The organism is Burkholderia seminalis DSM 23518, assembly GCF_902832885.1.
In the GTDB taxonomy this organism is placed as follows: Bacteria; Pseudomonadota; Gammaproteobacteria; order Burkholderiales; family Burkholderiaceae; genus Burkholderia; species Burkholderia seminalis.
In genome coordinates this window covers 113,871-127,711 of record NZ_CADFDK010000004.1, presented here as the reverse complement: position 1 = coordinate 127,711, position 13,841 = coordinate 113,871, and the positions used below count along the sequence as shown (strand labels likewise).

The window sequence follows — 13,841 nt, the reverse complement described above, 5'->3', positions numbered from 1 at the left end:
CAAGCGGCGCGCGCATGCCGGCGCAGCGCCCCCTCCCCCGACTTTCGGCTTCCTGCGGATCGCCTACACTACAGACCGTCCCTTCCGCACGGCTCCTGACAGCCACCGCCATGGCGCACCTCTTCTTCGCCGCGTCGATCCAGCGGCATATCGAAACGCCCGAACGCGACCTCGACGCGCGCACGGTCGGCGAAGCGTTCGACACCGTTTTCAGCGAGCAGCCGCGGCTGCGCGGCTACATCCTCGACGACCAGGGTGCGCTGCGAAAGCATCTGTCGGTGTTCATCGACGGCCAGCCGATACGCGACCGGCAGCGCCTGTCCGATGTGCTCGACGACGCCAGCCGCGTGTATGTCGTCCAGGCGCTGACGGGCGGATAAAGGGACGGATGCATCGAACCGGACCCGGCGCCCGAACGCCGGGCCGCCCGCTCAGGAGACATCGCACATGAACGATCGACTGCTCGTCGCCACCCGCAAGGGCCTGTTCATCCTGCATCCCGACGGGGGCGGCGGCTGGACGCCCGGCGAACCGCACTTCATCGGCGAACCCGTCAGCATGGTGCTCGCCGACCCGCGCGACGGCACGCTGTATGCGGCGCTCAACCTCGGCCACTTCGGCGTGAAGCTGCATCGGCTGCGCGCCGGCGCCGCCGACTGGGAAGAATGCGCGGTCCCCGTCTACCCGCCGCGACCGGCCGACGCCGTGCCCACCGGCACCGGCGACGCGGACGACGAGCCGTCCGGCACGCCGCAGCCGCCGTGGACGCTTCAGCAGATCTGGTCGCTCGAAGCCGGCGGCGCGGACGAGCCGGGCGTGCTGTGGGCCGGCACGATTCCCGGCGGGCTGTTCCGCTCCGACGACCACGGCGATTCGTGGGTACTCAACCGCGCGCTGTGGGATCGCCCCGAGCGCGCCGAATGGGGCGGCGGCGGGTACGATGCGCCGGGCATCCACTCGGTGATGGTCGATCCGCGCGACAGCCGGCACGTGACGGTCGGCATCTCGTGCGGCGGCGTCTGGCAGACCGCGGACGGCGGCGCGACGTGGCGCGTGACCGCGCAAGGCATGGAAGCCGACTACATGCCGCCCGAGCGGCGCGGCGAGCCGAACGCGCAGGATCCGCACCGCGTCGTGCAATGCGCGGCCGATCCGGACGTGCTGTGGACACAGCACCACTGCGCGATCTTCCGCTCGACCGACGGCGCCGAGCACTGGCGGCGAATCGACGCGCAACCGTCGAGCTTCGGCTTCGCGGTGGCCGTGCATCCGCGCGAACCGGACACCGCGTGGTTCGTGCCGGCCGTGAAGGGTGCGTGCCGCATTCCGGTGAACGGCCGGCTCGTCGTCACGCGCACGCGCGACGGCGGGCAAAGTTTCGAAAGCCTCTCGAACGGATTGCCGGCCGCGCCGGCCTACGACCTCGTGTACCGGCACGGGCTCGCGGTGGACGATACCGGCATGCGCCTCGCGATGGCGTCGACGACCGGCGGGTTATGGACCTCCGCCGACGGCGGCGACCACTGGCGCCAGGTATCCGCGCATTTGCCGCCGGTCTATTGCGTCAGCTTCGGGTAACGACGCGACGGTCGCCGGGCGCCATCCGCGCGACCGCCGCGCGCGTCTGCGCGATTTCCGCGTCGAGCCAGTCGAGAAACCGAGCGATCTGCGGCTCGCGCTCGCGCCCGGGGCGGCACAGTGCGACGAAACGCGCGCCGTCGAGCCGCACCGAAGGCTCGATCGGCATCAGCGCACCGCGCTCGACGTGCTCGGCGGCCAGCACCGAACTCAGCAACGCGACACCCTGCCCGTGCAGCACGGCCTGCAACGCGTAATGCTCGTCGTCGTAATGGCGAAACACCGCGCGTTCGAGCCACGTTTCGCGGCCGGCCGCGCGACACCACGACGCCCAGTCGACCGACACGGGCAGCGGGGTATCCCACACGGTCTCGATCAAGTCGAGCGGCTCGTCGGTGCGATGCGCATCGAAGCCGGTGGCCGCAAACGCGCCGAAATACTCGTCGATCAACGCGATCTCGTGCAGCGCGGGAAACGTGCGCGACGTCGCGCGAATCGCCAGATCGATCCGCGCCTCGCGTTCGAGATCGACGAGCGTGTTGCCGGTCTCGACCTTGATGTGCAGGTGCGGATCGATGCGGCGAAACGCGCCGAGACGCGGGATCAGCCACATCGCCGCGAAGGCGGGCGTGGTGGTCAGCACGAGCGGGCGCTCGCCGGCGGTATCGGGCCGCAACGCATCCAGCCCGCGGCTGAGCGCGAGCAACGCATCGTGGCTCGCGCGAAACAGTTGCGCGCCTTCCTCCGTCAGCCGTACGCCGCTCGCGCCGCGCTCGAACAGCAGCACGCCGAGCCGGCTTTCGAGCGACTTGATCTGATGCGACACGGCGGCCGGCGTCACGGACAGTTCGTCCGCGGCGGCCTTGAACGTGCCGAGCCGCGCCGACGACTCGAATACACGCAATGCGGTCAGGGGGATTTTCGAGAACACGGGGCCTCGCGGGCCGGATACGGCCGGGTTGAATTCGATTCAATCCGGGTGAGATTAGGTGAATTGAAGCGGGTGTGCAACGCGGCTAGCCTTGCGGGACGTCGCGGCACACCGCCCCGACGATTACCGTCCAACCGGAGAAACACCGTGCAAGGCCTACCGCGCAGAATCACGCAGGCGGTGCTCTACGAAGCGATCGCCATCTCCTGCATCTCGCCCGCGATCGCCGCGATCTTCAGGCAGGACCTCGTCTATTCGGGCGCGCTGTCGGCGACGATGTCGGCGATCGCGCTGCTGTGGAACATGATCTTCAATGCGCTGTTCGAGCGCTGGGAAGCGTCGCGCCGACAGCCGTCGCGTACGCTCGGGCGGCGGCTCCTGCATGCGACCGGATTCGAAGGCGGGCTCATCTTCATGCTCGTGCCGGTCGTGTCGTGGTGGCTCGACATCTCGTGGTTCGACGCGTTCGTCGTCGATATCGGGTTGTTCGCGTTCTTCTTCTGCTACGCGTTCGTGTTCCAGTGGGCGTTCGATCGCGTGTTCGACGTGCCGGCGGCGACGAAGGCGTCGTGAGCCGGACGCTTACGCACCGGCCGCGATTTTCGGCAGTTGCCAGCCGAAGCGCACCGCCGCCATCCGCAGCGCGAAACAGCCAAGGCCGCCGAGCACGGCCGCCACGACGGGCGGACACCCGAGTCGCCTGCACGACACGACGACGACCGCGCCGAGCAGCGCCGCGCTCGCATAGATATCCGTAACCAGTACGACCGGTATCCGCGCGAGCAGCACATCGCGTACGACACCGCCCCCGCATCCGGTCACGGCGCCCATCAGCGTCGCGATGAACGGATGGACGCGGAATTCGAGCGCCTTCACCGCGCCCGCGACCGCGAACAACGCCAGGCCGGCCGCATCGAGCGTCGTGAGGAGCGACGGCGAGAACGCGGCGACCCGCGCATGAAAGACGAACGCGACCAGCCCGGACGCGAACGCGAGGGCCGGATAGCGCCAGTCGCTGACGGCGCTGGGCGGCCGTGCGCCGATCAGCAGGTCGCGGATCACGCCGCCGCCGAGCGCGACGACGAGCGACAGCACCATCACGCCGAACAGGTCGAGTCCCGCGCCGATCGCCGCATTGGCGCCCTCGATCGCAAACACCGCCGTGCCCGCGAGGTCGGCGGCGAGCACGATGTGCTCGATGCGCTTCATGCGAATGAATGGCCGAAGCGCTGCATCGTCCGGTTGCAGCGTGTGTCGCCCGAAGCGGCCGCGCCGTTCGGCCGTGTGCCGGCCGCGTATTGCCATCCGGATGCATCAGGCGCAGTACGGATCATTGCCGTCTCCTCGATCGGGGATCGAGCAGTCTAGCGCATCGTCGGGCAACCGTCTGGCGGCTCGCGGCGCGGGCAGCAAAAAGCCCGACGCGTCATGCTCAAGGCACGCCGAGCTACGCCTTCGGCAGGCAGACCCGGCTTGCCGTCGAGCGCCGTCACGCCCGCGAGCCACTTGCCGAGCGCTTGCGGGTTCGCCTTCAGCCATGCGGCGGCGGCCTTGCTCGAGTAGACGGCGACGACGCCCTACCTGAGCGGCGCGAACCCGTATTGCGACGGATGCCCGGCCAGAATCCAGTCCGGATACGCATCGATACACGCGCGCTCGATGCAATCCGACACGCGTTGCGGCGCGTCGGCCTGCTCGAGATCAATCGGGGGGAAGATCCGGTGGTCGAACCGGCCAGCCGCAAATTCGAGATGGAACGGCACCAGCACCGCACCGGCGCGCGCGCCGATCCTGAACACGCCACGGTGAATCCGCGCCGGCCGCCCAAACATCGCGACCTCGATCGTCTCCATCGGAAAGCGCTGCATCAGGTACGGCGGCGCATCGGCGAACACCACGGCAACGCCGTTTCGTCGCAGCGCGTGCAAGACGCGCAGCCCGAGCGCATTGCGATTGACTTCGTCGTAGGTGTGCAACACGCGCACGTTCGGCATCAGCGTCGACTCGAAACCGCCATACGTATCCCGCGCGATGCCCGATACGACTGCGATCTCGGACAATTGCAGCGCGTCGCGCAACGCATCGATCACGATCACGTTCGCAAACTGCGACACGTAATGAAACGGCGACACGATCACGGGACGGCCGCCCGATTCGTCGCGAATCCGGGCGATCGCTCGAGCCAGCGCTTGCGTGGCCGCTTCGAGGCCCGGCCATTCGACATCGCGGCCGGCAGCGCGTTCGGCATGCAGGCGCCGATCCATCAGGCGCTCGAATTCGCCTGCCGCCATCGTCCGCCAGATGTGCGCACGGGTGAGCGCGACGTGGTCGCGCCCCCACTCGTAGCGCAACCGGCCCGCCCAGCGGGTGCGTGGGCTGCCGAGACTCCGCAAGACCCACACAGCCAGCGCCAACCGCTCGAGCCCGCGGCCCGACAGGCGCAGCAGCCATCGATCGCGCCAACCGAGGCGTCGCTGCCGCTTATCGGCCATCGTTGGTCAACCATCCGTTGATCCGCGCGACGTCGTCGAAATCCAGCGACGCGACACCGGATTTCAACGCGAGGTACGCGGCAAGCATGTCGTAGTGCGCACCCAGCCGCGCCTTGCGGCTCGCAAAAAGTGCCTCGCTCGCGCGCAGCACATCGAGGTTGGAACGACTGCCGACCCGGTAGCCGATCCGCGTCGCGTCGAGCGTTCGCTCGTTGGCCCGCACGAGGCGGCCAAGGAGTTCGCCGCGCTCGCGTGCCCAGTGCAGCCGCTGGAAGGCGTCGAGCGTGTCGGCCCCCGCCTGCCGGGTGGCTGCCTGCAGCGCGCTGCGCGCCTTGTCCTCACCCGCCAGCGCTTGCCCGAGGCGCGCCTGGATGTCACCGCCCGTCAGCAGCGGGATCGATATCGTCACCATCGCGGTCGTCGTGGTCGTCGGCTGCGCGAAACCCGATGCCGCACCCGCCGGCGTGTGGCTGCCCGTCAGATTCACGACGGGATACCGTTGCGCGCGTACTCGGCGAGCCTCATCCCGCGCGTCGCGCACGGCGAGTTCGCCGATCTGGACCGGATAGCCCTTCTGCTCCGCTTGGGCAACCCAATACCCGGCGTCGTCCGGATCGAGCAGCAACGCGGGCGTTTCGTCCGGCACGCGCGCGAACGGGCCGAGTGGCCGGCCGATCAGCGTTTCGACAATCCGGCGGCGCGAATCGACGGCCTGCCGCGCGTCGATCTGCTGCAGCCGCGCCGCATCGAGCTGCGCTTGCGCCTCGCGTACGTCGATCAGCGTCGCCTCTCCGGCCGCCCGTCGGTGCACGGTGATCTCGTGCTGTTCGGCAACCGCCGCCACATACTCCGTCGCGCGCATCAATTCGTCGGTCGCCGCCAGAACGTCGAAATACGCACGCCCGGCGCGCAGCATCAGCGCCTGCTGCGCACGCGCATAGGTCAGTTCCGCCTTGGCGGCCGCCGTTCCCGCCTGCCGATAGGCGATCCAGCGTTCCCAGTCGAACAGCGGCTGCGTCAACGATACCGTCCAGCCGTTCTGCCAGTAATGCATCGACGGAACGTCCCGCGTCGCGATCCGGTTGTACGTGCGTCCCCAGCCCGCATCGATCCGCGGCAACAGCGCGGCGCGCGCGCGCGGCACACCGAGACGGCCGACTTCGACATCCGAGCGCACGCCGGCGAGTTCCGCGTCGTAATCGAGCGCGCTGGTCACGACCGACATCAGGTCATCCGCAAGCGCGTGCTGCGACACGCAAGCGAGCGCCGCCGCGAGCAGGATCCGTCCGATCGTCATGCCGCCCCCGCGCGATTGGCCACGCCCGGCACTAGCACACCATCCACGAGTTCATAGCAGCGCTCGAACGTGGCGGCGAGCGAGCGATCGTGGGTGATCACGACGACCGTTCGATCGATACGCTGCAACAACGCCGCGATACGCTGAACGGACACCGCGTCGAGGTTCGACGTCGGCTCGTCGAGCAGCATCAGCTCGGCCGGCTGATACAGTGCGCGCGCGAGCAGCAGGCGCTGCCGCTGCCCCGCCGAGATGTTCGCGATCGAATCGCTGATGATCGTGCGCGTGCGCATCGGCAAGCGCATCACGTCGTCCAGCAGGCCGACCTCGTCGAGCAGACGGTTGATGCGCGCAGGGTCGGCATTTGCGCTGAACAGCGACACGTTGTCGGCGATCGATCCGCGCAGGATCAAGTCGCCCTGCCGCATCTGCGTCATGTGACGGCGAATCTCGTCGACCTCGAGATTCGCGTAGCGCACGCCGTTCAGCCATACGTCGCCATGCTGCGCGTGTTCGGCCGCGCACAGCAGCTTGAAGACCGTCGACTTCCCGCATCCGGACGGCCCCACGATCGCGATGCGGTCGCCGCGACGGATATCGAGACTCACGCCAGTCAACACGCGACGGTCCGACGCCCCATATGCAAACGAAACATTGCTCATCTCGATCGATTCGAAGCACCGCGTCTCGGCCGCGCGGCCGATCTGCTCCAGCGGCGTATAGCGCTCCGGCTCGCCGTCGACGATATCGGCGACCCGGGCGACCGGCACCGTCAGCATCAGGCGCGCGAACAGCGCGTTGATCGCCTGCGCGAGCCGCTCCGACGCGAGCGACTTGTAGATCATGAACGAATAGAACACGCCGACCGAAATCTTGCCGTCGAGCATCAGTCCGGCCGACAGCCAGGTAATCGCGACGACGTCCGCATAGTCGACGAATTTCAACACTGCGTCGCGCCAGGCCGTGAGCTTCGCGCTCTGCAGCATCGTCGCCGCGCACGCCTTGAATTTCGCCATGCAAATCGCCGTGCGCCGCACTTCGCCCGACGCGAGCTTGATCACCGGAGCTCCCCGGATCGTCTCGAACAGCAAGTCCTCGCATTCGGCCGTCCGTTCGAGCACCAGCATGTGCGCATCACGCATCGGCCGATACAGCGCGAATGCCGCGCCGACATACGTTGCGAATATGCCAAGCGCGACGCCGGCCAGCAGCGGGCTCTGCGCGAGCATCAGCAGCACCGCGATGCCGCCGACCGCGAGATCGATCCGCAGCGAGATCGCGGTGCGCACTGCGAATTCGTTGATTTCATCCTGTGACTTGACGCGCGCGAACAGGTCGCCGACGTTGCGCTTCTCGAAATACGGAATCGGGTGGCGCAGCAATTGCCCGATCAGCCCTTCGGTCATGTTCACGTTGACGAGCGTATGAACCAGCGCGGTCAGATACGACTCCACGAAGCGGCTGAACGTCCCGATCGCGAAAATGCTCGCGAATGTCAGCGTGAGAATCCGCAGCAGATTCCGGTTGTCGCTGGTCACGATCTGGTCGAGCACCAGGTTGCCGAAATACGGCATGGCCAGGATCGCGCACTGGCTTCCAAGCGCAACGAACAGGAGTTTGCCGATTTGCCCGCGCAACTGCGGGTTCAGCGCCCTCACGCGCTCGAGCGCGGCCGGCACGCGCGAACGTGCGCGAATGCGCGGCAAGCCCGGCGTCGGCGCACATTCGAGCAAGTAGCCGGACACGCTCGACAGGAACATGTCGAGCGCGACGCGGCGTCGCCCGACTGCCGGATCGATCACCTGCACATGGCCGCGGCGAACGCGCTCGAAGACGACGAAATGCGCGCCGCCGAAATGGATGATCGAGCCGGGCCGGATGTCGGCCAGATCGCCGGCGTCGAACCGATACGCCTGCACCGCCAGCCCGAAATCGTTCGCGACGTCGTAAAGGTCCATCAGCGTCAGCCCGTGCGACGACACCGGACGATGCGCGGCAATCACGCGTACTTCGGTCGCGCGCCCGAGATGGCTCAGCACCATCGCCAGGCACGCATATCCGCAGTCCGCGACTTCATTCTGGTAAATCACGCGCACGCGTCAACTCCGGATCATCTGGAACAGCGGTTCGAATACCCACTCGGCGATCGAACGGCGCTCGACGACGACGCTCGCGGTGCCATGCATGCCCGGAAGGATCCGCAGCGGCTCGCGGGGCGAGCCGAACGTCGCGCTGCGCACCGTCGCCCACGCCATGTAATCGGTCGGTCGCGCGCCGGTGGGCGCCGACGACGGCGACGAAGCCGTGGCCGCGGTCATCGTCGTGCCGGAAATCGAGTCGATGCGCGCGGCGACACTGCCGAAGCGGGCATAGGGGAACGCGTCGAGTTTGATGCGGACCGTCTGCCCTTCTCGCACAAACCCGCGTTGCCGCGACGGAATGCGTAGTGCGGCGGACAGCGACGGTTTCGGGCCGGTCGAGATCACGAGCGCGACGTCGTCGGACGCGAGCGCATTCCCCGGCACGAGGCCCGAAAACGTCACGATGCCGTCGTTCGGCGCCGATACGGTGATGTCCCGCCGCGCCGCCTCGTAACGCACCAGAATGTCCTGCACTTCACGATCGCGCTGCGCATGCAGTTCCCGGACCTGCGCGTCGAGTTCGCGGCGGCTACCGCGCAAGGTTTCGAGATCGGCAAGCAGCGCCTGATGCCGGGCATCTCCCTGGGCAATCTCCGCTTCGTTCTGGCGGACCTCGATGCGTGCCTGCTCGATGCGATCGGCAATGACGTAGTCGGCGGCGCCTTCGACACGGGCAAGCCTGCGCCGCGCGTCGTCGGCCATCTGCCGCAAGCGGTGCTGCCGATCGCCGAGTGCGTCGAGTTCGCGCGTGCGCGCCGCCTCCGTGCGCCCGACCGCCTGCATGCGAGCCTGCAGCGCGGCGATGCGATCGTCGAATTGCGCGTTCGTCGCGGCCGTCTGCCTGTCGCGCGACGCTTCGTCGAAGACCGGCCTTGGGCGGCCGTCGGCGGACAACGTCAGGTCGCGTGCCAGCCGGAACAGCGGCTGCCCCTTTCGCACCGGGGTGGCCGACGCCACGTACACAGCCGTCACGAGCCCTTCATGACCCGTAATCCGGACGTCGAACGGCGACACGATTTCGCACGGCACGTCCCGCTTGAGTTCGATCTCCTGGACACATGCAAAGACAATGCCCGCGCCGACGATGGCCGACGCGCAGTATGCGATCCAGCGCCACGACACATCCGCGAAGCGCGGCAGTTTTCCAGCTTCCCAATCCAATTTCGATGTTCCGGATGTCGGGCCGTCTGCGCGGCCCGGTAGCCTGCCGACCGACTCGCGGCGACAGGCCGCGTGCAGGGCGGAACCCGGTGCGACGCATCACGCGGCATACGTGCCGTGCATGAACGCGCCGGCGTGATGCCGGCGACGGAGTGGCAGCGGAACTGCGCGAACCGTCGACCGGTTCGCGACAGCCGGGAATCAGCGCTACGGCCGAATCGTCACGCCGCCACCGCCGGTGGGCGGCGTCGTGGTCGGCGGCGTCGTGGTGGGCGGCGTGGCGGTAGGCTGCGGCGCCGAGCGTGTGTTCTTTGTCGGCGTGCTCCGCCGCTTGCAGCAACCTCCCGCCAGCTGCGATTGCGCGAGCGTCGTGCGATCGATTTTTTTCATCTTCCCTGCTCCTTGGGTTGAAAGCGATTTGGCCAACCATGCCGCGGCCACGGGGCGCGGCACATCACTGGTACGACATCGTGAACGTCGCGAGACCGTTGGCCGTGCCGGCCTTGATGTCCGACGCCGTGCGGATGTAGCGCGCCGAGAACGGCACTTCGTAAATCGTGTTGCTGACCGTGCCGATCACGACCTGGTTCGGATTGCCGGCGACGGACGAATCGGGGCCGAACGAGATCGGCCGTGCGTCGGACAATATCTGGATGCCGAAGCCGCGCGCGGTCGAATCGCTCGTCAGCGACAACACATTCGAACGGTTGTTCGGCGACGAGACGTCGGTGAAGGTCACCGCAATCCTCGACGACACGCCCCGGCAATCGATCGAGATACCGAGCGGAACCGCGGACGCCGCACTGCCGACCCCGCCGAACATGTGCGCGCCGATCCGGCCGAAGCGTACGTTCACTTTGCTCGACGTCACGGTGCAGCTCTGAGATGCGACGCTCACCTGCGGCGTCGACAGCGTGACCGTCGACGCGGCCAGACCGCCGATGCGCTGCGTGAAGAGCAGCCCGCCGGCAATCACCGCGTTGGGCGGCACGTCGCTCGTCTTGACGAGTTCCAGCACGACCGGCGTGCCCAGATAGACGTAGCACTTGCCGCTCGCCGGATAGCCGCACCGCGACGCGGTATTGAAGACCGACACCGGTATGGTGTAAGAACCGGTGTCCGGCGCATAGCCGTCCGCTTCGAGGCGCAACCGGTAGCCGATGCCCCGGGTACCTGTCGGAATGATGCCGTTGGACGATTGCACCCCCGATCCGCTCTGGTTTTCGACGGTTGTCCCCGTCGTACAGTAGACGCCGACCGGCTTCGACTGATTGAACGAATAGGTGTATCGCGCGCTCGTGATGACGGTACCCGCTGGCGCATCGCGCGGCACCGTGACGCTCGCCGGCAGCGACAGCGATACGCGATAGACGCCGCCCGTGCCGAGTTCGCAGGCGGCCATCGCTCGCGACGGCAGGCATGCAAACACCAGCAGCGCCACGCCGGCGCAGAAGCCGGGCAGGCAGCGGCACGCCGCCGGGACAAATGACATACGCTTCAGCGTGTTACCACGACTTTCGTCGTTCACTGCAATTCCCCTTCGATGCATGATCGACTCCGCGAGCCGCCGACGCCACTGCCACGTCAGCCTCGCCAAGATATTCAGGGACCATGTATGTCGTTCGCCGCAGCCCAGCGTGTGATGTCGTTTCGCGTCTTTTCCGACGCACGACAAGATGCGGCCCGTCCGATCTTCGTCGGTCGACTGCAAACGAAATCGCTACCCGATCCTCGACAGGAACATGGCCGGTTGCACAAGGCGCCCGCAAGCATCGACCGAGTCATGTTGCCGTCCGCCTTGTGAGCTAGGCGTTATTCTCGTGCCCGGCTACGTCGAAGCCAATCGGACAAGTCAGAAATATCGCGACAAAGTGCGCGGGCGGAACACGCGTCGATCGGCGGATTGCCGTGTTTTATTTTTTGACGCGGGTAACGGTCAACCGGACGCTTCGCAAAACGTCACTGGACGCGGGAAGCGGCGCCGCGGGACCGGATCGTCACGGTGCCGCGCATGCGAAAAAACGCCCGCCCCGGTTTCCCGGAGGCGGGCGCTTGCAGCCCGAACCTGCAAACCACCTTCAATGCACGCCGAGATACGCCTTCACCGCCGGCAGACCCGGCTTGCCGTCGAGCGTCGTCACGCCGGCGAGCCACTTGTCGAGCGCCTGCGGGTTCGCCTTCAGGTACTCGGCGGCCGCCTTGTTCGGGTCTTCCTTGTTCATGATCGGCAACATCACGTGGTTCTCGATCGTCGTCGTGAACTGGAGGTTCGACACGAACTTCGCGACGTTCGGGCAGCGCTGCGCATAGTCGGGCGGCGTGGCCGTCAGCACCTTCGCTTCGCCGTAGTTCGGGCCGAACACGTCGTCGCCGCCGCTCAGGTAGTCGATCTTCATCTGCACGTTCATCGGATGCGGTTCCCAGCCCAGGAACACGATCCACTGCTTGTCGCGGATCGCGCGATTCACCTCGACCAGCATACCGGCCTCGCTCGACTCGACCATCTTGAACTTGCCGAGGCCGAACTTGTTGCCGTCGATCATCTTCTTGATCAGCAGGTTGCCGTCGTTGCCCGGCTCGATCCCGTAGATCTTGCCGTTGAGCTTGTCCGCGTACTTCTGGATGTCCGCGAACGACTTCAGGCCGCCCTGGTACACGTAGTCGGGCACCGCGAGCGTGTATTTCGCGCCGGTCAGGTTCGGCGTCGACAGCACCTTGATCGTGCCGGCCTTCGTGAACGGCTGGATGATCGGGTCCATCGTCGGCGACCAGTAGCCGAGGAACACGTCGATCTGCTTGCTCTTGATCCCGGCGAACGTGATCGGCACCGAGGCGATCGTCTTCGTCGGGTTGTAGCCGAGGCCCTGCAGCATCGTCGACGCGAGGCCCGTGGTCGCCGCGATGTCGGACCAGCCGACATCCGCGAAGCGCACGTTCTTGCATACGGGCGGATCGGCCGCATAAACGGCCGACATCGGCGCGGTTACCCCGATTCCGCACACCGCTGCGATCAATAGGCGCTTCATCTTGCTTCTCCTCAAAGTGATGTCGTTTGCTTGAATGCGGGATCGTTTATTGAAGCCGCGCGCCGCGATCCCGGCGACGTCGCGGACCGAATGTTGCGTGGCGGCGCCGTTCAGCGCCCCGGCAACCGTCTCTCGTAGCTCGGCGCATGGCCGAACTGCGCACGGTAGGCCTTGCTGAAATGACACGGCGAATGAAAGCCGCAGACCGTCGTCACGCGCGCGATCGACGCGTCGGTCGTGCGCAGCAGGTCGCGCGCGCGCTTCAGGCGCAGCGTCAGGTAATAGTGGGTCGGCGACACGTTCAGGTACACCTTGAACATCCGCTGCAGGTGCCGCTGCGACAGCCGCACGAGCCGCGCGAGTTCCTCGAGCGACAGCGGCTCCTCGATGTTCGCCTCCATCAGCCGCACGACCTCGATCAGCTCCGCGCGCGAGAAGCCGACGCGCGCATCGACCGGAATCGGCTGCGTGTCGGTCGAACTGCGGATGCGCTCCAGGATGAACTGCTCGGACACCTGCGCGGCCAGTTGCTGGCCGAAGCGCATGCCGACGAGGTTCAGCATCAGGTCGAGCGGCGCGGTGCCGCCCGTGCAGGTCAGCCGGTCGCGGTCGACGACGAACAGCTCGTCGGCGAAACCGACCTGCGGAAACTCCGAATGCAGCGCGGACAGGTTCTCCCAGTGCACGGTGCAGCGATAGCCGTCGAGCAGCCCGCTCGACATCAGCGCGTACGCGCCCGTGCAGATGCCGCCGAGCGGCAGCCCGCGCTCGGCAAGCGCCGCGAGCGTATCGCGCGCGCCCTCGTCGACCACGTCGCGGATGCGGATGCCGCCGCACACGATCATCACGTCGGGCAGGTTCTCGTAGTCGAGCGCCTGCGTGGGCCGCACCGCGATGCCGTTGCTGGCATGCGCGGGCGCGCCGTCGAGCGAGTAGATCGACCACTGGTAATGGTCGGCACGCCCGACGTAGTTCGCCATCCGAAGCACCTCGACCGCGCTCGAGAACGCGATCATCGAGAAGTTCGGCAGCGTCAGGAAGCCGAAATGGGCGAGGGACGAAACCGGTGAAACGCAGGCGGCGGGCGCCACAGCGACGGCAGACGTCACATCGGTCTCCTGGCGAGGAGGTTGCAGGGGGCCAGCCCCGCGGCTCGGGCCGCGGAAGCCGTTATCTGTTCAGGGTGAGCGGCCGGCGGGTGTACCGGCCGCCGGA

At 67.1% G+C, this 13,841-nt stretch carries 13 protein-coding genes and 1 pseudogene; 3 read left to right on the top strand and 11 right to left on the bottom strand.

The features are described from left to right. The first annotated feature begins 110 nt into the window (after positions 1-110). Positions 111-380 (top strand): MoaD/ThiS family protein, encoded by a 270-nt coding sequence (locus tag HWX00_RS14770; RefSeq protein ID WP_049035332.1) that lies wholly within the window; start codon positions 111-113, stop codon positions 378-380. A 67-nt stretch (positions 381-447) separates the two neighbouring features. Then, positions 448-1,578, top strand: coding sequence for a WD40/YVTN/BNR-like repeat-containing protein (locus HWX00_RS14765; RefSeq protein ID WP_175026730.1), 1,131 nt, complete (start codon positions 448-450; stop codon positions 1,576-1,578). On the opposite strand, the gene HWX00_RS14760 is transcribed toward HWX00_RS14765, so the two are convergent. Continuing rightward, positions 1,565-2,509 carry a LysR substrate-binding domain-containing protein gene (locus tag HWX00_RS14760; RefSeq protein WP_069705523.1) on the bottom strand — a complete coding sequence of 315 codons (945 nt, stop codon included), beginning with the start codon at positions 2,507-2,509 and terminating at the stop codon, positions 1,565-1,567. The genes HWX00_RS14765 and HWX00_RS14760 overlap by 14 nt on opposite strands. A gap of 147 nt (positions 2,510-2,656) precedes the next feature. On the opposite strand from HWX00_RS14760, the gene HWX00_RS14755 reads away from it, so the two are divergent. Next, positions 2,657-3,082 carry a PACE efflux transporter gene (locus HWX00_RS14755; protein ID WP_049035329.1) on the top strand — a complete coding sequence of 142 codons (426 nt, stop codon included), beginning with the start codon at positions 2,657-2,659 and terminating at the stop codon, positions 3,080-3,082. Positions 3,083-3,091: 9 nt separating this feature from the next. On the opposite strand, the gene HWX00_RS14750 is transcribed toward HWX00_RS14755, so the two are convergent. The 10 genes and pseudogenes from HWX00_RS14750 to HWX00_RS14705 form a co-directional block, all read right to left on the bottom strand. Further along, positions 3,092-3,718, bottom strand: coding sequence for a trimeric intracellular cation channel family protein (locus HWX00_RS14750; protein WP_069705524.1), 627 nt, complete (start codon positions 3,716-3,718; stop codon positions 3,092-3,094). Positions 3,719-3,966: 248 nt separating this feature from the next. Then, positions 3,967-4,065: pseudogene (locus HWX00_RS14745) on the bottom strand (glycine/betaine ABC transporter substrate-binding protein); the annotation flags it as partial. A gap of 21 nt (positions 4,066-4,086) precedes the next feature. Next, a complete protein-coding gene (locus HWX00_RS14740; protein ID WP_226194125.1) occupies positions 4,087-5,001 on the bottom strand; it encodes a hypothetical protein in 915 nt (304 codons plus the stop codon). Further along, the gene (locus tag HWX00_RS14735) at positions 4,991-6,298 is read right to left on the bottom strand and encodes a TolC family outer membrane protein (RefSeq protein WP_175026729.1); all 1,308 of its coding nucleotides are present in this window, start codon (positions 6,296-6,298) and stop codon (positions 4,991-4,993) included. The genes HWX00_RS14740 and HWX00_RS14735 overlap by 11 nt, the downstream gene beginning before the upstream one ends. Beyond that, a complete protein-coding gene (locus HWX00_RS14730) occupies positions 6,295-8,394 on the bottom strand; it encodes a peptidase domain-containing ABC transporter (protein WP_175026728.1) in 2,100 nt (699 codons plus the stop codon). The genes HWX00_RS14735 and HWX00_RS14730 overlap by 4 nt, the downstream gene beginning before the upstream one ends. Positions 8,395-8,397: 3 nt before the next feature. Then, positions 8,398-9,600, bottom strand: a complete 1,203-nt coding sequence (locus HWX00_RS14725; RefSeq protein WP_226194129.1) for an HlyD family secretion protein — start codon at positions 9,598-9,600, stop codon at positions 8,398-8,400. Positions 9,601-9,807: 207 nt separating this feature from the next. Then, positions 9,808-9,990, bottom strand: coding sequence for a hypothetical protein (locus HWX00_RS14720; RefSeq protein ID WP_049035325.1), 183 nt, complete (start codon positions 9,988-9,990; stop codon positions 9,808-9,810). A gap of 64 nt (positions 9,991-10,054) precedes the next feature. After that, positions 10,055-11,092: a fimbrial protein gene (locus HWX00_RS14715; protein WP_175026727.1), complete on the bottom strand. Its 1,038-nt coding sequence runs from the start codon at positions 11,090-11,092 to the stop codon at positions 10,055-10,057. 586 nt (positions 11,093-11,678) lie between these two features. After that, entirely contained in the window at positions 11,679-12,626 is a 948-nt protein-coding gene (locus HWX00_RS14710; RefSeq protein WP_034186006.1) for a choline ABC transporter substrate-binding protein, read from the bottom strand. A gap of 110 nt (positions 12,627-12,736) precedes the next feature. Then, complete coding sequence (locus tag HWX00_RS14705) at positions 12,737-13,735, bottom strand: GlxA family transcriptional regulator (RefSeq protein ID WP_034186005.1); 999 nt, start codon at positions 13,733-13,735, stop codon at positions 12,737-12,739. Positions 13,736-13,841: the final 106 nt, after the last annotated feature.